Source organism: Parapedobacter flavus (genome assembly GCF_035818675.1).
GTDB classification, from domain to species: domain Bacteria; phylum Bacteroidota; class Bacteroidia; order Sphingobacteriales; family Sphingobacteriaceae; genus Parapedobacter; species Parapedobacter flavus.
The window spans coordinates 24,239-44,468 of record NZ_JAYKZZ010000011.1; the positions used below are offsets into that span (position 1 = coordinate 24,239).

14 protein-coding genes are annotated in these 20,230 nt (G+C 51.2%); 12 read left to right on the forward strand and 2 right to left on the reverse strand.

The window, feature by feature from the left end; translation table 11 throughout:
* Positions 1-65: 65 nt before the first annotated feature.
* From U9S71_RS09940 to U9S71_RS09950, 3 genes are read left to right on the forward strand one after another with little or no spacing between them, the layout of a single operon-like run.
* Positions 66-1,238 carry a trans-sulfuration enzyme family protein gene (locus U9S71_RS09940; protein WP_326327158.1) on the forward strand — a complete coding sequence of 391 codons (1,173 nt, stop codon included), beginning with the start codon at positions 66-68 and terminating at the stop codon, positions 1,236-1,238.
* Entirely contained in the window at positions 1,235-1,666 is a 432-nt protein-coding gene (locus U9S71_RS09945; protein WP_326327160.1) for an OsmC family protein, read from the forward strand. Before U9S71_RS09940 ends, U9S71_RS09945 begins: the two co-directional genes overlap by 4 nt.
* Before the next feature lie 59 nt (positions 1,667-1,725).
* Positions 1,726-2,256, forward strand: a complete 531-nt coding sequence (locus U9S71_RS09950; protein WP_326327162.1) for a YceI family protein — start codon at positions 1,726-1,728, stop codon at positions 2,254-2,256.
* A 37-nt stretch (positions 2,257-2,293) separates the two neighbouring features.
* Here U9S71_RS09950 and U9S71_RS09955 read toward each other — a convergent pair whose 3' ends face one another.
* The gene (locus tag U9S71_RS09955) at positions 2,294-3,337 is read right to left on the reverse strand and encodes a DUF2157 domain-containing protein (RefSeq protein WP_326327164.1); all 1,044 of its coding nucleotides are present in this window, start codon (positions 3,335-3,337) and stop codon (positions 2,294-2,296) included.
* A gap of 56 nt (positions 3,338-3,393) precedes the next feature.
* Positions 3,394-4,593 (reverse strand): aspartyl protease family protein, encoded by a 1,200-nt coding sequence (locus U9S71_RS09960; protein ID WP_326327165.1) that lies wholly within the window; start codon positions 4,591-4,593, stop codon positions 3,394-3,396.
* A gap of 427 nt (positions 4,594-5,020) precedes the next feature.
* Here U9S71_RS09960 and U9S71_RS09965 point away from each other — a divergent pair, with 427 nt between their 5' ends.
* The 9 genes from U9S71_RS09965 (at position 5,021) to U9S71_RS10005 (ending at position 20,225) form a co-directional block, all read left to right on the forward strand.
* On the forward strand, positions 5,021-8,263 hold the full coding sequence (locus U9S71_RS09965) for a SusC/RagA family TonB-linked outer membrane protein (protein WP_326327167.1): 3,243 nt from the start codon (positions 5,021-5,023) through the stop codon (positions 8,261-8,263).
* A 92-nt stretch (positions 8,264-8,355) separates the two neighbouring features.
* The gene (locus U9S71_RS09970; RefSeq protein WP_326327169.1) at positions 8,356-10,167 is read left to right on the forward strand and encodes a RagB/SusD family nutrient uptake outer membrane protein; all 1,812 of its coding nucleotides are present in this window, start codon (positions 8,356-8,358) and stop codon (positions 10,165-10,167) included.
* 35 nt (positions 10,168-10,202) lie between these two features.
* A complete protein-coding gene (locus tag U9S71_RS09975; protein WP_326327171.1) occupies positions 10,203-13,037 on the forward strand; it encodes a SusC/RagA family TonB-linked outer membrane protein in 2,835 nt (944 codons plus the stop codon).
* A 12-nt stretch (positions 13,038-13,049) separates the two neighbouring features.
* The gene (locus U9S71_RS09980) at positions 13,050-14,801 is read left to right on the forward strand and encodes a RagB/SusD family nutrient uptake outer membrane protein (RefSeq protein ID WP_326327172.1); all 1,752 of its coding nucleotides are present in this window, start codon (positions 13,050-13,052) and stop codon (positions 14,799-14,801) included.
* A complete protein-coding gene (locus U9S71_RS09985; RefSeq protein ID WP_326327173.1) occupies positions 14,801-15,814 on the forward strand; it encodes a DUF5627 domain-containing protein in 1,014 nt (337 codons plus the stop codon). The genes U9S71_RS09980 and U9S71_RS09985 overlap by 1 nt, the downstream gene beginning before the upstream one ends.
* 53 nt (positions 15,815-15,867) lie before the next feature.
* Entirely contained in the window at positions 15,868-17,079 is a 1,212-nt protein-coding gene (locus U9S71_RS09990) for a glycoside hydrolase family 88 protein (protein WP_326327175.1), read from the forward strand.
* Between the two features lie 12 nt (positions 17,080-17,091).
* Positions 17,092-18,984 (forward strand): heparinase II/III domain-containing protein, encoded by a 1,893-nt coding sequence (locus tag U9S71_RS09995; protein ID WP_326327177.1) that lies wholly within the window; start codon positions 17,092-17,094, stop codon positions 18,982-18,984.
* 76 nt (positions 18,985-19,060) lie between these two features.
* A complete protein-coding gene (locus U9S71_RS10000; protein ID WP_326327179.1) occupies positions 19,061-20,026 on the forward strand; it encodes a CPBP family intramembrane glutamic endopeptidase in 966 nt (321 codons plus the stop codon).
* On the forward strand, positions 20,007-20,225 hold the full coding sequence (locus U9S71_RS10005; protein ID WP_326327180.1) for a putative signal transducing protein: 219 nt from the start codon (positions 20,007-20,009) through the stop codon (positions 20,223-20,225). The genes U9S71_RS10000 and U9S71_RS10005 overlap by 20 nt, the downstream gene beginning before the upstream one ends.
* The last annotated feature ends 5 nt before the right edge of the window (positions 20,226-20,230 follow it).

Consider the following 20,230-nt stretch of genomic DNA (forward strand, 5'->3'; position numbering starts at 1 on the left):
AACGGCGGGTGGGCCATTTGTAATTGCCCACGACTTTGGCTAAATTTGTCCGACTAATATTGAAAATGAACGAACAAACGAAGGCCATCCGCGAACAGGCCGACCGCTCTCCTTACCGGGAACATGCGGTACCGCTTTACCTTACATCTAGCTTTATTTTTGACGACGCCGAGCAGAGCAGAGCGATATTTGCTGAAGAAGAACAGGGAAATGTATACTCCCGGTATTCAAACCCGAATACCACCGAGTTTATCAATAAGGTTTGTGCCATGGAAGGTGCCGAAGCAGGGCTCGCGTTCTCATCGGGTATGGCGGCGGTGTTTGCATCGTTTGCGGCACTGCTGAAGAGCGGCGACCATATCGTGTCGTGCCGGGCGGTGTTCGGTTCTACCCATCAACTCTTCACGAAGCTTTTGCCACGGTGGGGCATCACCACCACCTATGTCGATGCGGCAAAGCCCGAAGCATGGGAGCAGGCTATCCAGTCCAATACGCGGATGATTTTCCTCGAAACCCCATCCAATCCTGGTTTGGAACTGGTGGATCTGGAATGGCTCGGCAAATTCAAGGAGAAATACCCCGATATCATCCTCAACGTAGACAATTGCTTTGCGACACCGTACCTCCAGAAGCCCATCCAGTATGGGTTTGACATGGTGAGCCACTCGGCCACTAAATATATGGATGGCCAGGGCCGTGTGCTTGGTGGCGTCGTTGTGGGCAAACAGGAATTGATTGATGAGCTGATGTTTTTCATCCGCCATACAGGCCCGTCGCTTGCGCCGTTCAACGCTTGGCTTTTATCTAAAAGTCTTGAAACGCTGGGCCTGCGGATGGACCGCCACTGCAGCAATGCGCTGGCCGTGGCCGAAGCGTTGGAAACGAACCCCGAAGTGGAAGTGGTACGCTATCCGTTCCTGCCGTCACACCCGCAATACGAGCTTGCCAAGAAGCAGATGAAAGCTGGTGGCGGCATCGTAACCTTCGTAATCAAAGGCGGATATGACCGGGCTAAGCGGTTCCTCGATGCCCTGCAGATGCTTTGCATCACGTCCAACCTGGGCGATTCGCGCAGCATCGCGACACATCCGGCATCCACCACCCACTCGAAACTGACCGAAGCTGAGCGATTGCAACTGGGTATCCAACCGGGCAGTATACGGATATCGGTGGGACTCGAAGATGTAGCTGATATCATTAGCGATCTTGAACAGGCACTAACAAATAGTAGATCATGAATATCAAGCTAAATAAAGTCAACGACGCCGTCCATTTTGAGGGCTCCAGTAACACTACTTCGGTAAAGGTGCATATCGATGGTTCGCCCGACATCGGAGGTGCGGGGTTGGGTGCACGGCCCATGGAGCTGGTGTTGATGGCACTGGGCTCATGCAGCGCATTGGACTTGGTGAGTATCCTCAAAAAGCAGCGCCAGCAGATAGACGGCATGCATATCAATGTGGAAGGCGCGCGGCGGGAAACCATACCTAACGTCTTTACGCGTATCCACATCTCGTTTGTCCTCAAGGGCATCATCGACTTGCCGAAAGCCGAAAGGGCTGCCGAACTGGCTGTGAAGAAGTACTGTTCCGTGCATGATATGCTTGCGGCTGGCGGTATCGATATCACCTACGATGTGCAGGTGGAAGAGGAGAACTTAACCTAGTTCAATGTCGGGAGAAAAAACGGGTCGTACCTTTGCGTCAAACAATTAAAAAAAAGATTATGGCAACAACATGGAAATTAGATCCTACCCACTCAGAGGTAGCATTCAAAGTGAAACACTTGGTTATCACTACCGTTACCGGTTATTTCCGCTCGTTTGACGGGACCGTCGTTACGGAAAATGAAGACGACTTCACCACTGGTAAAATTGATTTCACGATCGACACTACGAGTATCGACACCAACCAGTCACAACGGGACGAGCACCTCAAATCGGCCGATTTCTTTGACGCGGCTAGCCATCCGCAGATGAAGTTCACATCAACTTCCATTGAGGAAAAGGGCAGCGATGAGTTTGTGTTGCGGGGCGACCTCACCATTGGCGGTATCACGAAGTCTGTGAAGTTCGATGTGGAGTTTGGTGGTACCGTGACCGACCCGTATGGTAATTTCAAAGCGGGATTCGAAGTATCGGGCAAGATCAGTCGTAAGGAGTTTGGCCTCACCTGGAGCGCAGTCACCGAAGCCGGTGCCGTGGTGGTGAGCGACGACGTAAAAATCCAGGCAAGCGTTCAGTTTGTCAAGCAATAGATCGATTCGGTAAAGGGGATGCCGAATCCGCGCACCCTTATTTTATCTCCCTGCGCCATATCCGCTCGGCCCAGCGGCCGATGTACCAAAAAGACAAAGCCAGCAATAGGAAGAATATAGCCCGGTTGACATTATCCCACAGGTATTCAAAAAAGCGGGTATAGATGTTGATAATCAGAAAGACAATCCCGAATTCGCGGGCTACATTATCGTGATTTTTCAATCCATACCAAGCAAGGCCCAACGATACAGCCGACGATAATAAACCCCAGTAGAAGATGTGCCATTGCCGCACTTGCGACCAGAGATCCAGATCACTGTAATTGCCGAAAATAGACAATAACCATAAGGCGGTCATCAGGTAGGTCAGCCCTACAATATATGTGAGTTGCCGGAAGGGGCTGATGGCCTTTATCCGGTGCTGCCAGAACAGGGCAAATGCGGTGAGTATCGTGCCGAACAGCGTAAAACGCAAGGGATAGTTCATACCCCAAAAGCGAAATCCCCAGTTGCTATGGTAGGCCGTTTCGGTGGCAAACCAGATGCCAAAAGCAATCAAGGTGAAAACCCAGATTAGCCTTGAAGATAGCTTCACCGAGAGCACTCCATAAACCACTACCGAGGCGAGAAAGAGCAGTGAAAAATGGCCGGATCCTTTGTCGACGATTTTGCCGAGATAACCGATGAAGGCAGCGGTGGCAAATACGCCAACGGCCATCAGCGCTTCGTTACTAAATGTCTTGTCCGGATGCTTACGCTTGTTCCGGAATCCCCACGCATAGCATATAGCAGCCAAAACCAAACAAAAGATACAAATAACCACATCCGGCGTGTCGTACAGCCGCTCGATCCAACGGAGCACCAACTGGTCGGCAAATAACGAAAGGAAAGCCAATATGACGCACGAAAGTGCCACCCAAAAGGCATACTGGGCCAGCCTCTTCCAGTCGAATCCCTTCACCTCATACGATTTGCTCAACCGCTCGGCTGACGCGTCGTCAATTAACCCGGCTGCTCGCCAGTGGGTGATCGCTTCGTCTAACGTTTCCTTTTCCTGTTTACTAATCGTTAATTTCTTCACTTCTCACCTTTTCAGATGCTAAGGTAGGAATAATCGGCACATGCGCCCGCAGCGGTTTACAGGAGACTCATCAGCTTAACCTGTACGTCTACCAGCTCTTCACCGCGCCGGATGATGAGGCGCACACGCTTTTTGGCCGACATCAGTGCCTTTTTATATTGGGTGAAATCTTGATTGGCATTGTTGTCGATCGCGATAACGATATCGCCCTCCTTCAACCCGGCAACGGCGGCCGGAGAGCCTTGAACAATGGAGCCCACCGTAATGTTGCCATCGATGTAGTATAGCTCCATGCCCGAGTAGGAGTATTCGAACGGCTCGCGGTACAACGTGTTCGGCTTGACGTGGATTTCGCGACGCTGGTAGTTGACGATGAGGTTGAAGCGTTTTAAGATCTGGTTGCCGATGATGCCGCCAAGATAGGGATAGGATGTCACGTTGAACTCATCTTCAAACACCATGGTGGGCACGTTGCGGAAACGGTAAGGCCCCAACCGGAAGTCCTTTACCAGTGTCATCTCCATAGCTAGTTTCCCGCCCACGCCATGCGCTTCTATAGGGAAGCGTTTGCGTTTCTTGCGTATCGCTGAGCTATCCGTTTCGAAATCCTTTGATAAGACCAACGATAGTCCGGCCCCGATATCGAGGAGGAATCTGGAGCGGATTTTACGATGATCTTTTAGTTGGGCGCTGTGCACGGGGAGGGTGCGGATGAATGGCCGCAGCAGGTGGCCCCCACGGGGATATTTGATTGTGCCTTGTGAACAAATGGTTATTTCCTGGTCGTCATAGTCGATTTTCAGGATGTATCGGCTCAACAGCGAATACCCGATTACACCGTCAACGCGTACACCATAAACATACGACAGAAATTCATAATCGTTGATATGGAAGTTGAGGCTGTCTACGATGAGGTCATTCAACTGGAGCTGCTTGGCGTATAGGAATTTGGCTTTCCGTATTCCCGCGATACCACGGATGTTGATGTCCGACTGCTGGGGTACCAGATGTAAGGCGCTGGCAGTGGTCGAATCCAATGAAATGCCACTACTGCCCGTGTCGAGGATAAAATTAAGCGTATCCGGATTGCCTACCAGTACACCCTTAATGAGGACAACACTTTCGGCTGCCAATGAAAAGGGTATGGTAGTGAGCGTTTGCGATAGTGATGGGATAAACTCTTCTTGTGCATGCGCCCCCTGCCCTCCAAAGGTGCCAGCAGCTAATAAGGGGATTATAATCGGTAAGGCTTTCATAGCGATGCCTTCGTTTTTTTCAAAGATACATTATTTATCCATTATCCATCCGCCCAACGATCGGTAACAGGGCGCATTTCAATGCAACTACAACGTTTTCGTAAAAAAATAATGCGTAAACGATTGCGCAACGAAGGCAAGTTTTATATATTTGTGATAACTAATGAAACGAAATAAATTATGATAAAAGAAATTAGCGGCTATATGACAAACGAGCCACCTAATTGGATCACACATAATTTCTAAAAAAAACAGACGCTACGAGCGGGATAACGGCTGATATCCTGCGAATTTTGCACCAATTTTTTGTTCTGGTAACATATCTAATACAATAGATAATGGAAACGTTTGCCTTTTTTCCGCCTTGACACCAACCAAGTGATATCGCTTGGCATGCATCACATGTTGTGTTTTAAAAAATCAAATTATGAGAAAAACCGATTACGAAAAAATGTATTACTGTTGTGGTTTGCTTAAAAAGTGCCTGTTGCCGTCTGTGCTATTGCTGGTATTCACCTGCATGACAGCAGGAGTGATGGCGGGCGAAATCCAGAAGGTAATCAAGGGTATCGTTAAAGATTCAAATGGCGCACCCTTAGCCGGCGTGACCGTTGCGGTAGGCAATAGCGATAACACCACCACCACAGACGACAACGGGGCCTTTACGCTGGACGGGGTCAGCGTGGGCAATGTATTGACTTTGACATCCGTAGGCTACAAACGAGCACAGGTAACTGTGGGCAACAACGACTTTATCGAGATGACGCTGGAAGAAGACCAGGAAATGCTCGGCGAAGTGGTTGTTGTAGGTTACGGACAGCAGAAAAAAGAAAGTGTCATCGGGTCTATTGTACAGGCTACCGATAAAGAATTGAAACGGCAGGGAAACCAGCCCGACCTCGCACAGGCACTCACCGGCCAACTACCGGGTGTGTCTACCCTCACCTCCTCGGGCGAGCCAGGAGGGGTCACTACCGGAGAAAGCGCAACCAGCATCTTTATCCGGGGCAAGAATACGTGGAACGGCGGTCAGCCCCTCATCTTGGTGGATGGCGTTGAGCGGTCGATGAACAACATCGACGTCAACGAAGTGGCCAGCATTTCAGTATTGAAAGATGCCTCTGCAACAGCGGTATTCGGCGTGAAGGGTGCCAACGGGGTTATCCTGATTACCACCAAAAGGGGGATGGAAGGGAAGACCCAGCTTAACTTCAATTATACAGCCATGGGGATGGCCGTATCCAAGTTGCCTGAAAAGCTGGACTCCTACGCGGCGATGATGGCTAAGAATGAAATCATCGAGCGGGAAGGCGTACTCAATGAGCCGTCGTGGAACAGCTATGTTCCCTATGAGATTGTCCAACGTTACCAGCTGCCACAAACTGCTGAATATGCTGAGATTTATCCCAATGTGGATTGGCAAAAGGCGATGTTCAAGGATGTTGGCTTTTCGCATAAGGCCGCATTGAATGCCCGCGGGGGAAGTAAGATGGTCCAGTATTTTGGATCATTGGCCTACCTGCACGAAGGAGACATGTTCCAAAACATGGATAATGGCAAAGGATACGAGCCAAATTACAACTTTGATCGGTTCAATTTCCGCAGCAACATTGATGTTGCATTCACCGAGCGGACCAAAATGAAGATTAACCTAGCGGGTTTCTACGGCCAAAAGAACACCAATTTCAACAACGAGGGCAGTACAAGTCGTGCCGACTCATGGATGTGGCGCTCCGTTTACGGCCTTGCCCCCAACCTCTTCCTTCCGATGTATTCGGACGGTCGCTGGGGGGCCTACCAAGAGGGCGGAAACAACACGGTCAATCCATTGGCGGTAGCTTATAACATCGGTATCCGGCAGGCCCGATATACCGAACTGAACTCGGATTTTCACTTAGAGCAGGACCTTGGGTTCATTACCGAGGGGTTAAAGGCGGTCGGGTCGTTTTTCTATGATAACAACGTGCGATCCGAAGGCGGGATTTGGGATGCAACCAATCACGTTAGACCCGGCGAAGCATCGACCAACGTGCCTTACAAACAGATCTATCCGATGCTTTATGAAGGCCCCAACCAAGACCCCAGCGAATATACAATGTACCTGCCCATCAGCGATGAGGAGTACGATTGGATTATCCGCCCGTGGACCATTCGGCAGGAAGAAATTGCAAATTCCAACTGGATCGGTTACATCCCGATTACGCGCCGCATGAGTTACCGCGCTCAGGTGCAATATGCCCGGGATTTTGCCGACCATCACATCACGGCCATGGGGTTGTTCCAGCGGGAAGAATCGGCCAGGGGCAGTGCGTTTAAAACCTATCGGGAAGATTGGGTGTTCCGGGCAACGTATGATTACAAGACGCGTTACCTCTTTGAAGCCAACGGCGCCTATAATGGTTCTGAGAAATTCGGACCGGGCTATCGGTTTGATTTCTTTCCTTCGCTCGGTTTGGGTTGGTACCTATCCAATGAGCCGTTTTTCAACGTCGATTGGGTAGATGCGCTCAAATTCCGCTATAGCATCGGTGTGGTAGGGGACGATAGTGGCGGCGGGCGCTGGCTCTATTCGTCGCAGTACGCCTTTGGTGGCGCCGCAAGGCTCAACAACGCCTCCAACGGAACAAGCCCGTATACCTTCTATCGGGAGTCGTCTATCGGTAATCCCGATGTGCATTGGGAAACGGCGACGAAGCAGAACCTCGGCTTGGACCTGAATCTATTCAACAACGTGGTCACGATTGTTGCCGATGTGTTCAATGAAAACCGTACCAACATCCTTATTGCCGGTGGGAGCCGCAATATCCCACCGTTCTTTGGAGCTACACCGCCAGCCGCCAATTTAGGTCACGTGAAATCCAAAGGGTATGAGCTGGAAGTGGGCGTTAACAAACGGTTCACCCCCTCGACAACCCTTTGGGCTAAGATCGCGATTACGCACAATGAAAATGAAGTGATATTTCGCGACGACCCCCCATTACAATACGACCACATTAAGTCTGCAGGATACCCTATAGACCAACGAAAGACGTTGATAAACGCCGGTTTTTATAATAACTGGGATGAGGTGTACGCCAGCGTGCCCACCGAAACCAATGATATGCAGAAACTGCCTGGGTATTACAATCTGCTGGATTTTAACGCCGACGGAATCATCAAGTCCAGTGAAGACGCCGCGCCGGTAGGCTATTCTGGTACTCCGCAGAATACCGCGGCATTTACCATCGGGTTAGATTATAAAGGGTTCAATTTCATGGCGCGGCTCTACGGCGTAACGAACGCAACACGCTACATCGGATTCAACAACTTCAACTACGATACCGATATCGTGTTTGGGCACGTAGCCGACTACTGGTCTAAGAATAACCCCAACGCAAGTTCATTCCTGCCCCGCTGGAAGACACAGGCGGAGAACGTTGGTGACTACTACGTCTATGACGCTTCGTTTCTGCGTCTCCAGAACGTAGAGGTCGGCTATTCCTTCGGCAATAGCGAATGGCTCAAGCGGATGGGCTTGGACAACCTCCGGTTGTTCGTGAATGGAACGAACTTGTTTTTCTGGTCGGACCTGCCGGACGACCGGGAAGGGTCATACAGTGGAGGAAACGACACGCAAGGATCGTATCCTACCATGCGGAGGTTCAATGCGGGCATAGATGTTTCCTTTTAATGCTTTGAAGCGATGACATCTGTCCGATCAACACCTAAAGACGTGGTGATGAAAACAGATTGGAAACGCGGTTAAAGAAAAATTAATTTCGAATGAAAACAGCAGCAATACGAAACAGCGCACGCTTCCTACGGGGGTTTTGGGTACTCATCGCCTTGATGGTTACCTCGTGCGAGAATTATTTGGATAAAGCCCCGGAAGCCGATCTTTCCGAAAAAGATGTCTTCGGGAATTTTATCAGCTTCCAGGGGTTTGTAGAGGAGTTGTATAATTGCATTATGGACCCTAATAAGGGAGGAGCGTGGAATCAGTACCTGTTCGCCGATGAAACCTTGAACAACAGCCCCTATGCTTTCGATAACGGGAACTACTGGGGGAACCATGGCTATTTCTATGGACAATCCGTAAATACTCGCGACAACAATTCACGTACCAAGCGGATATGGGAATATGCGTGGTACGGGATCAGGAAAGCCAATTTGGCGCTCGCTAAGCTAGACCAGGAAGGGCTTTTCCAAGGCTCTCAGGAAGAACGGGATCACCTGCGCGGACAAGCACTGTTCTTCAGGGGGTGGTTCTATTTCGAATTGGCGCGGTATTGGGGTGGTATGCCCTACGTTAACCGGGCGCTGGGCGCGTCAGAGGAACTGACCACGGAAGAATTCAGGCGGCTCAATTTCCAGGAGTGTGCCCTCCTGATGGCGGCGGATTTCCGCGAAGCCGCCAATATATTACCTACCCACTGGGATCAATCGGGCCCAGGCCAGCGAACGTTGGGGCACAACCGCGACCGCATCAACAAGTTCCATGCACTCGGTTACCTCGGCAAGGCGCTGCTTTATGCCGCCAGCCCAATGATCAATGAAGAAGCGACGGGGAACGACAGTTTCAACGCCGAGTTGGCTAAGCAGGCCGCCGAGGCATTCGGCGAGCTGTTGCAGTTGGCCGATGAAACCGGCATTTACAAAATGCAGAGCTGGGATTCGTGGACCGATAATTTCTGGCGCTGGAATAACGAACGCCCGGGCGGCGACGAGTGCATCATGGTTCCGATTATATACGACCGGGGCCGCGTACGCTGGTCGACGCTCGGCGCCACCGTGCCGTCTTCGCTGGGCCTCAACAGCGGTAGTAATGCCGATGTCCCTACGCACAACAACACCGAGAATTACGCCATGGCCAATGGCCTGCCCATCGGAGATCCCGACTCGGGATATGATCCGAATGACCCTTGGACAGGGCGCGAACCCCGGTTTTATAAAGATATCTTGAAAGATGGCGACCAAATTATCAATGAGTCGGGCCCCGATCGGTTCGCCGAACTTTATACTGGCGGTCGGCATCGTTCCCAAATCAACCCCCCCAGTGTAACCGGGTACTATGCCAAGCGCTTTTCGCCTATGGGCAGCGAACTGACGATGTCGCGAGCGGGGGGGCTCCAAGCCTATGTGCCGTACCTCCGGCTAGCGGACATCTACCTCATGTATGCAGAGGCTGTGCTTTTCAGCCCGGGCGGAACACCACAAGCATCGGCAAGCAACTACAGCATGACAGCAGAGGCGGCCATGAATGTGGTGCGGAACCGTGCCCAGATTCCGAACATTGCCGGTAAATACACGGCAACAAACGATGCGTTCTTTGAAGAGATTGTGCGTGAGCGGGCAGTAGAATTGAACTTTGAAGGCGCACGTTTCTGTGACCTCCGCCGGTGGAACCGCAATGACGACCCCAGGTACCTCGATAAAACAGCGATTGATTTTGCACGCGGGAGCGACGGCAAGCCGATCAATATCCGGGAGCGGGTGGTGGTAAGGCGGACTGCGGAGAAGAAGCATAATTGGTTACCGATACAGGTGCGTTTTACCACGCAATATGAAGGTTTTCCGCAAAACCCCGGATGGTAAGCGGACTGATGTAGTAAATCTAAATTTGAAGATTGATGAACCAAAAATACAATATTCGATGGAGGCGGGCAATCACCTGGATGGCACTTGTGGTTATCGGGTCGCCGGCCATTGCACAGGAAAACGATACAACCGCAACCCAAAATGACATCCATATCGCCTTCCGGCGGGCAAAACCCGGGCAGGTGGTAGGTGCTGTGACCGTTGTGGATGCCGTTGATGTCAACAAGAAAGACAACACGATCTGGACCAACAACGTACTTAACGGGCGAACGCTGGGGATGCTCGGCTCGACCAATATCCGTGGGCTTGGTGTTAATATCAATATTTCTGACCTAACCGGAACCGGAACCCAGTCGGGCAACGCACTCTTCATCGTCGATGGGTTGCCACGGGATGTGGAAAACATACGCCTTTCGGAAATCGAAAGCATTTCCGTGTTGAAAGACGTCAACGCGGCAGTACTGTACGGAAGTGCCGCTATCAATGGCGTGGTGCTGATGACCACGAAACGCGGCAAGGCAGACGGCAGGCAACATGCCAATTTTGCCATCAACTACGGGATGTCAACGCCGCTAGAGCTCCCCCAATACCTAAACGCCGCTGATTACATGACCTATTACAATCAGGCACGGCTAAATGATGGTTTGGAGGAACAATTCGACGCGGCAACCATCAATAATTTCCGTAACGGCAACCGTTACCGGTATCCGGATAATGATTATTATTCTGCCGACTACCTGAACGGTACCAAACCCTATTTCGATTTCTTAGGTGAATTTTCGGGAGGAAATGAAGACGCGCATTACTATGCCAACATGGGTTGGAATTCGGTGGGGAGCCTAGTCGATTTCGGCGACTGGAGCAAGGCACGGTACAATACGTTCAACGTGCGGGGCAACGTGGACCTCAAAGTCACGGAGTGGGTGTCTACTCAAGTAGACGCAGCGGCGTATTTTGCCAGCGACCGCGGGCAACGGGGCAACTTCTGGAGCAGTGCCGCAAACGAGCGTCCGCATGAATATGCACCGCTTCTTCCTATTGATCTGATTAACCCCGATGATCAGCTGCTACTAGGCCGTAAAAATGACATCGACGGACTTTACCTGTTGGGGGGTACGTCGAACTTCTTGAATACCCCTGTCGGATACGGCTACTCGGGTGGGCGAAACGAACGTGTAGATCGTAAATTCCTTTTCAATAACCGGATTAATTTCGATTTGGATGGCATCACAGAAGGGCTCTCCCTCCACACCAATATTAGCTTTGATTACTACCTATTGTATAACCAAGCTGTCAATAACGAGTTTTCGGTGTATGAACCGGTGTGGGCCGAAGACGAAGATCGAATCGTGTCGTTGCGCCAACATGGTACTGATGCCCGGCCGGGTTCACTGAATATCGGTACCCGTACGTTCAAACGGCGTTTCGGTTTTTACGGTATGCTGGCGTACGATCGGCTGTTTAATCAGGATCATCGTGTATCCGCTAACTTAATCGGCTTCGGTAGCAGTTTTAAAGAGCCGGGCAATCTTCGGACAAGCTTTCAGGGGGTGAAACAAGCGCATCTTGGTTTGCAGACTACCTATAGCTTTAAGGAAAAATACCTCGTAGATTTCAGCGGCGCTTATACCAATTCCGTAAAATTGCCTGAGGGTAACCGGCTTGGACTGTCACCAACGCTCGGTCTGGGCTGGGTGGTAAGCAAAGAAGATTTCATGGCCTCAGTAGATTGGGTAGACTGGCTAAAAGTAAGGTTGACCGGCGGTTACATCAATTCTGATATTCCTGTTGGCGATTTCTATTACTACGACAGCCGCTATACGACTTCGGGAAGCTATAATTGGTATGAGGGGACACGTAGCCGGAGTGGCGTCATATCCAGCTGGCCCAGTAACGCCAATCTTGGCTTCGCCCGGCGTAAAGAAGTCAACCTAGGGTTAGAAGGCCGGTTTTTTGCCAATCTTTTAGGCGTTGAGGCCAACTTATTCTACGATCGGTATACCGATTTAATCGTCAGGCCATCAACACGGTACCCAAGTTTTTACACGAATTTTATACCGTACGAGAATTTTGGTGAAGATGAGTACAAGGGAGCTGAGTTGGGTATCAATCTGCAGCGGTCATTTGGCGACTGGAACCTCTACGCTGGGATAAACGCGCTCTATGTAACGTCGGAACGCTTGGTGGTTGATGAAGTTTACGACGATGCTTATCAATACCGCGCCGGCCATCCCGTGGATGCAACTTTCGGCCTTGAAGCTACTGGCTTCTTCCAGGACCAGGCAGACATCGATAACAGTCCGGCGCAATCTTTCGGAACCCCTCATCCGGGCGACATCAAATACAAAGACCAAAATAACGATGGTATTGTGGATGTGAACGACGAGGTTTACCTGCGCCGGTGGCAAGCACCACTCTCCGGCGGACTGCAATTGCAGGTCGGTTATAAAAATGTCGGGCTCTACATCCTGGGCTCAGGGCAATGGGGCGCGAAGAATTTCCGCGAAGGAAATTATTTCTGGATTGACGGAAACAACAAGTATTCGGAGGCGGTAATAGGTAGCTGGACCCCGGAGAGCGCGGCAACGGCAACATACCCGCGGTTGAGCACGCAGACCAATAATAACAATTTCCGCCGATCGAGCTTCTGGCTGTATAGCAATGACTTTTTCCAGATACGTAAGGTACAGTTCACGTATCGTTTTCCGGAAGTGTTCACAAGAAGACTGCTCATGGAAGGACTGAACTTATTCGTGGATGCTAACGACGTCTATCAATTTGCCAAAAACCGCAAGATCCGGGAAACGCGGACCGGCAACGAACCGTATTACCGTACTTTCTCGATCGGAGTAAAGGCACAATTTTAAAAGGACAAAAAAATGGAACGTAAATTATATATCTTTTTGTCTCGGGTCATGATAGCAGTCCTGTTCCTGCAATCGTGTAACCTCTTGGAACCCGAAAATGACAACCACAACACCCTCAATAGGGTATACGAAGATCCTGCTTTTGCAGAGGGCCTGCTGGTAACGGCCTACACGCTGATACCCACGAATGACTACCGGTTTGATGATGTAGCCACCGATGATGCTGTTACCAACGATCGGTTCAATAGTTATCTCCGGATGGCCACCGGTGAATGGTCGGCCAGCTATAATCCGCAAAACTTGTGGGATGATTGTAACCGGGCAATTCTTTATATCAATCAGTTTCTGGGTGTTGTAGACAGCGTTCCCTGGAAATGGACGAATCCTGATATTGCTGCGCTTTATATCCGCAAGTTCAAGGGCGAGTCGTACGCCTTACGTGGGCTATTTAAATATTTCCTCCTACGGAACCATGGCGGGCCCGCCGGAGGGCAGCTACTGGGTACCCCCGTTTATGACGAGTTCCTCACGTCGCAAGAACAATTTGCGACGCCGAGAGCAGAATTTGAAGCCTTTGTGAATAGCGCCAATGCAGACTTTGAAAAAGCGCTGACGTTTCTGCCAACGGATTACGGGAACGTAGGTGCCGTGCCTCCGGGCTTTGACGGCATAGACGTAGACGTGTACAACGAGGTGTTCGGCGACTTCGCCTTGCAACGGATGAGCGGTCGGCATGTGTTGGCCATGCGGGCACGTCTCGCCTTGTTGGCGGCCAGCCCTGCCTTCAATCCGGATAACGATGTTGCTGCCTGGGAAAATGCGGCCAACGCGTTCGCCGGCTTACTGGATGACATCGGTGGCGTCGATGGGCTCGACCCGAATGGCCATCACTTTTTCCTGAAAGCACAGGTAGACGATGCAGATGTCACGACGGGTAACCGACTAGACTTGCAGGAAATCCTTTGGCGCCGACCGATCTATAACAACAACGCGCGCGAGGCCGATAATTTTCCACCCTCCCTTTACGGACGCGGCCGAATTAACCCGACGCAGAATCTAGTGGACGCATTCCCGATGGCTAACGGGTTCCCTATCGAAGACCCCAATGGCGCATACGATGAGGAAAATCCATATGAAAACCGAGATCCCCGCCTCTCCCTGTACATCGTTTATAATGGCAGCCAATTCAAAGGGAAAACCATCAATACCAGCAGTAGTTCAGACGGCGAAGATGGATTGGATCAACAGCAAACGTCTACACGTACCGGTTATTACCTGAAAAAGCTGTTGCGCGAGGATGTGAACGTGGACCCCGCTTCACCTTCCAATCAAAAGCACTTCAATACACATATCCGCTATACGGAATTATTTCTTTCTTTTGCGGAGGCCGCCAATGAGGCTTGGGGCCCCGATGGAAGTGCCGCAGGATTCAGTGCCCGGAATGTGGTTGCTGCGATTCGGGAACGGGCAGGCATAGAACAGCCCGACGCGTACTTAGCCTCCATAGCCGACAAAGAGGGGATGCGCACACTGATTCGCAACGAACGGCGGCTGGAACTGTGTTTCGAAGGGTTCCGGTTTTGGGACCTGCGTCGCTGGATGGCCGACCTGACGGAGCCTGCCAGAGGCGTGCGTATCGAAGGGGATAGTTATTCCTATTTCACCGTCGAAGCACGGAGCTATGACAACGATTACATGCACTATGGCCCCATTCCGCAACGGGAAGTGGTTAAATTTGGATTTGAACAAAACAACGGATGGTAATGAAACGGTTTATTCTATTTATCTGTACCATAATAGCAGTCGCTGGCTGTAAGAATAGCGATACTACATTCCCGGATTTCGAATATACGTCGGGGTATTTCCCCTATCAGTTTCCGGTACGGACACTTGTGCTGGGCGACGATATCTACGATAATACCAATGACAATGCCCATCGTTTCGTCATCTCGGTGGCCATGGGCGGCGTGTACGAAAATAACAAAAATCGCGTGTTTGAGTTTGAGGTCGACGAATCCCTGTGTGATCAGGTGGTCTTTGCGGGAACCGAAGATCCGATACGTGCTTTGCCAAGGGCGTACTATACACTCAGTTCAGAAAGCCAGATTACAATCCCCAAAGGCGAAATGAACGGTGGTATTACCGTCCAGCTTACGGATGCATTTTTTGAGGATGCGAATGCGATTGGCCTGAATTACGTTGTTCCCATCCGCCTGACCGGCGCTAACGATGTGGATACCATACTCAATGGACGTTCCTCGCGCCCCGATGCGGACATCCGATTTGCCGGCGACTGGGATGAGGCCCCCAAGAATTTCACGATGTTTGGCATCAAATACATCAATGAATTCCATGGAACCTATTTCCACTATGGCGATTGCACCGTGAAAGACGGTTCAGGCGCGACAGTTGAACAGCACACGTATAGCGCCGATTACGTAGAGCAGAACGCTACCGCGAAATTGGTTACCACAGGAAGGTACCAGACGTCCGTAAGTGTTCCCTTCCAATCTGAGTTGATGGAAGGTACGCTGAATCTAATGCTTGATTTCGAAGGCAGCACTTGTACGGTGTCGGCGCCTGAAGGCTCCGCCTTTACGGTCAGTGGAACGGGCGAGTTTAAAAAAGATGCCTATTCGTGGGGAAATAAGACCCGCCACGGCATAGAAGTAACCTATACGGTGTCGGATGGTACGCATACCTACGAAGCGAACGACACGTTTGTAGTGCGCGATCGCGGCGTGGTGATGGAAGTCTTCACACCGCAAGCCTTGTAAGTTTTAACCGGTGATTGTCTTGCCAATCCCACAAAAAACGTAATGAATAAAGTATGATATACGGAAACACGATAAAAAAAATGGCCAGCCTCGGGTTGGCCATCGTTATGACCGCATCGCTGAATGCCCAACAGGGCAGACTGGGTTTAACGGATGCATTTGTAGACAAGAACATAAACGATGCGGTCGCGCAATACAGGACCCTAATCGAAAGGGTGCCGGCGGGTGTACTGCCCCGTTCCCTCAACAAAACCGACGGTACACTGGTTACCGCGAAAAGCAACTCCTGGATTTCTGGCTTCTACCCCGGTACGTTGTTATATCTTTATGAATACAGCCGACAACCGGACCTCTTAGCGGAAGCCGAACAGCGGCTTCAGCTGCTGGAAAAAGAAAAGAACAATAAAGGGACACACGACCTTGGTTTTATGCTGTATTGCAGCTTCGGTAACGCGCTGCGGCTTACCGGAAACACACACTACCAAGACATCCTTCTCACGGGAGCGGAATCATTGGCATCCCGCTTTAACCCTACGGTGGGTTGTATACGCTCTTGGGACCATAATGGCGATAAATGGGAATTCCCAGTGATTATCGACAATATGATGAACCTCGAGTTCCTGAACTGGGCTTCGCGCATTTCCGGGGATTCCAAATATATAGACATATCCGAGACACACGCTAATACCACGCTGAAACATCATTTCCGGGCCGACAACAGCTCCTATCATGTTGTCGACTATGACCCCGAAACCGGGGCCGTGCGCAACAAACACACCCATCAAGGCGCCCATCACGAATCGGCCTGGGCACGTGGGCAAGCTTGGGGTCTTTACGGGTACACCATGATGTACCGGGATACCCAAGATAAAGACTACCTGAAGCAAGCCCGCAAGATTGCAACATTTATACTGGGCCACCCCAATCTCCCCGAAGATGGAATCCCTTATTGGGATTACAGCGTTTCCGATCCGGAGGCACCGCGCGATGCATCGGCGGCAGCCATTACAGCATCGGCCCTGCTTGAACTATCGGGTATGGTCAAAGGCAAGGAGAGCAAACGATACCTCCAAGCCGCCGAACATATCCTCACCAGCCTTTCATCGCCGGCATATAAGGCAGCCATCGGCACAAACGGAGGGTTCCTCCTAATGCATTCCACCGGACATTTCCCGGGCAATAGCGAAATCGATGTGCCGCTGTCGTACGCCGATTACTATTATGTTGAGGCATTGATTCGATACAAACACTTGTTAGCTCACTAAATAGCAAAAGCCATGAATGCTAAAACACAACGCGCTGTTAGTCGGCTGTTAATTTTCTTGTTGTCTTTCGCATCCGCAACCGTTACGGTGAATGCACAGACAGATAATGGAGACGGCCCGAAACTACAAAACCCCATCAATGTAGCTTATGTAAAAAAGAACCTGCGGAAAGCACAGCCCCGACTGGTGTTTAACCGGGACATTGAGAAACGGTTGCGACAGCAACTGAAAACCGATTCGGTGATACAGAATATGTATAAAGCGATCCAACGGGATGCCGCGGCCATTCCAAGCGAACCCTTGCTGGAGCGTAAAAAAATCGGCCGGCGACTGCTTTCTGTTTCCAGGGAAATGCTGCGCCGGGTAAATATGCTCGGTATGGTATACCGTATTGAAAAGGACCCCGCTGTACTACAGCGGATCAATGACGAGGTGCTAGCGGTTTGCCGGTTTTCCGACTGGAACCCCTCGCATTACCTGGATGTCGGCGAAATGGCCTTAGCGGTTGCCCTCGCGCTTGATTGGACGGCGGGAGACCTGCCGAAGACCACCATTGAAGAAGCCGAGAAAGCACTCATCGAAAAAGGCATTAAGCCCAGTTGGCCGGCCAACGGTGAAAACCCATGGTGGGCCTACGGCAACAATAACTGGAACCAGGTTTGTAACGGCGGAATGATTGCTGCATCCATTGCGATCGCCGAGCGTGACCCTGAATTAGCGGCAAAAACGCTGCACCGGGCACTCGATGGGTTGCCCAACGCGCTCCACGAATACATGCCAAGCGGGGTTTATCCAGAGGGGTCTACCTATTGGGATTATGGTACCGGCTTCTCCGTGATAACCATCGCCATGCTCGAAAGTGCCTTTGGTACCGACTTCGGATATGGGGATTTTCCCGGATTTCTGGAAAGTGCGACATTCAGGGTGCTCACCAAGGCACCCTCGGGAATGTATTACAATTTTGCAGATTGCGGCGACCGCCGCGGGCAGAATGGCGACATCGTACTGGCATGGTTCGCCAAACGCACAGGGAACGCCGCTTATTTTGAGCAGGATCGATTTCTACAGCCGGTGGATGACATGGGCCGCCTGTCACGGCTGGGGGGAGCGGGGCTGGTATGGCTCGCCCAGTTTGAAAAAGAAGCTGCGGGAAGTACGCCGACCGCTTGGCAAGGTGGTGGTTCCAACCCAGTGGTCTTTTTCACCGGTGGTGCCGATGATCCCCATCAATACTATTTCGGCGGAAAGGGCGGCCGTGGCACCGTCAATCACGGCAATATGGACGGGGGCTCGTTCGTGTTTGAACTGAATGGCGTCCGCTGGGTAATTGATCCGGGGAATCAGAGCTACGAAGCGCTTGAGAAAACGGGTTTCGAGTTGTGGGGAAAAAGCCAGAATAGCCAACGTTGGACATTGCTCACCAAAAATAACTTCGGCCATAGTACCCTCACCGTAAACGGTCAAATGCATCGGGTAGATGGTATGGCCGCTGTTACTGATTTCAAAGACGGTGCCGCACCGGAGGCGACCATAGACCTTTCGGCGGCTTTTGGCGATCTGTTGGGCTCGGCGCAGCGCAGGTTTGTGAAAGACGGTACTACGTCATTGTTGATAGAAGATAAAATATCACCGTCCGAAAAAACGGAAGAAGTGACTTGGCAGCTGATGACGACAGCAGACGTGGTTATCCAGCCCGATGGAGCGCTGTTGACGAAGGATGGTAAATCCCTGCGTATTGAAAACCTATCGCACCCCGGCCTCCGGTTTTCCGTTGTCTCGCTCGACCCGGCGCCGCTGGCTTTAGATCGGCAGATTAAGGGGCTGAAGCGGATAGAATTGCGCATTCCACGTTGGACAATGAAGCATGCCAGTGAAACGATCCGCATCCGGTTGGTGGGAGAATAGGTAGCCTAATTCGGCGCCCTGTTTCCGAGTGTCGGCCGCAATCCGTATCTTCACCCCCAAATTAATTGCGCGCCAAATGACCGAGCACAATGCGTTCCCGGATGGCCTCCAGCGACCTGGAGAGAACCATCCTATTACATCATTGATCCTGCTGCTGGCCCTTGTTTTTGCAGGAGCAATCGTATTCGGTATGCTCTCGGTGTTCATCGGGCTGGCGGTGACGAATGGATCGGCAGGTCTCGGCAACCTCCAAGAGCTTCTGATGGGCAACAGTTCCAACGCCAACTTCCTGAAAATCGTCCAAGCCGGTTCCAGCATTGGTATGTTCGTGTTCCCGGCATTGCTGATGGGCGTTATCGAAAAGCGTCGCTACCGTTACCTCAACTTCGATGCACCCGTCAATCCGCAATTGTGGTTTATCATCATCGGCATTATGTTTTTCTCGGCTCCTATTTTCGAGCAGGCCATCAAGCTCAATGAGCGATTGGTGCTGCCCGAAGCACTGTCGGGGGTGGAAAACTGGATGAAGGCGAAAGAAGCCGAACTTGAGCAGCTGACCCGGATATTCCTGTCGGATACAACATATTGGGGGCTTCTCATCAACCTCCTTGTGATTGCTGTCATCGCCGCCATTGGCGAAGAATTTCTCTTCCGTGGGTGCGTGCAGGGCATTCTCATGCGGTGGTTCCGGAATCCGCATGCTGCGGTTTGGGTCACCGCCGTGGTATTCAGCGCCATACACCTGCAGTTTTACGGGTTTTTACCGCGCATGCTGCTCGGGGCGTTATTTGGCTATTTGCTGCTGTGGGGGAAGAATATTTGGCTGCCGGTACTCGCACATTTTGTAAACAACGCCACCGCGGTGATATCGGCGTTTTATCTACAACGGCAGGGAAGGTCGCTCGACGACATGAACTTCGGCGAAGAAATCCCCTCTTATCTTTATTTTATTAGTTTCATACTTACGGGGGTACTGCTTTATCAATACCGTAAAACGGCCACCGAAAAAATCACAAGACGCCATGGAAAAAAATTGGGTTAAACTCTTCAGTACGACCAACCCCGTTCAAGCGGAGATTACCAAGCAAATGCTTGAGGAGCATGGCGTGTCGGCAGTGGCCATGAACAAGCAAGACTCGTCTTACCGATTTGGGCAAGTGGAGCTGTATGTCCACGAATCGGAGGAGGCATTAGCAAAGGGCCTGATTGCCGAAATGGAGGGTGAAGACAGCGAGCAATAACCAAT

Bases quoted from the DNA above. Each gene is read 5' to 3' on its own strand.
- U9S71_RS09940 (WP_326327158.1), top strand. From the start codon at position 66: ATGAACGAACAAACGAAGGCCATCCGCGAACAGGCCGACCGCTCTCCT.
- U9S71_RS09945 (WP_326327160.1), top strand. From the start codon at position 1,235: ATGAATATCAAGCTAAATAAAGTCAACGACGCCGTCCATTTTGAGGGC.
- U9S71_RS09950 (WP_326327162.1), top strand. From the start codon at position 1,726: ATGGCAACAACATGGAAATTAGATCCTACCCACTCAGAGGTAGCATTC.
- U9S71_RS09960 (WP_326327165.1), bottom strand. From the start codon at position 4,593: ATGAAAGCCTTACCGATTATAATCCCCTTATTAGCTGCTGGCACCTTT.
- U9S71_RS09965 (WP_326327167.1), top strand. From the start codon at position 5,021: ATGAGAAAAACCGATTACGAAAAAATGTATTACTGTTGTGGTTTGCTT.
- U9S71_RS09970 (WP_326327169.1), top strand. From the start codon at position 8,356: ATGAAAACAGCAGCAATACGAAACAGCGCACGCTTCCTACGGGGGTTT.
- U9S71_RS09975 (WP_326327171.1), top strand. From the start codon at position 10,203: ATGAACCAAAAATACAATATTCGATGGAGGCGGGCAATCACCTGGATG.
- U9S71_RS09980 (WP_326327172.1), top strand. From the start codon at position 13,050: ATGGAACGTAAATTATATATCTTTTTGTCTCGGGTCATGATAGCAGTC.
- U9S71_RS09985 (WP_326327173.1), top strand. From the start codon at position 14,801: ATGAAACGGTTTATTCTATTTATCTGTACCATAATAGCAGTCGCTGGC.
- U9S71_RS09990 (WP_326327175.1), top strand. From the start codon at position 15,868: ATGATATACGGAAACACGATAAAAAAAATGGCCAGCCTCGGGTTGGCC.
- U9S71_RS09995 (WP_326327177.1), top strand. From the start codon at position 17,092: ATGAATGCTAAAACACAACGCGCTGTTAGTCGGCTGTTAATTTTCTTG.
- U9S71_RS10000 (WP_326327179.1), top strand. From the start codon at position 19,061: ATGACCGAGCACAATGCGTTCCCGGATGGCCTCCAGCGACCTGGAGAG.
- U9S71_RS10005 (WP_326327180.1), top strand. From the start codon at position 20,007: ATGGAAAAAAATTGGGTTAAACTCTTCAGTACGACCAACCCCGTTCAA.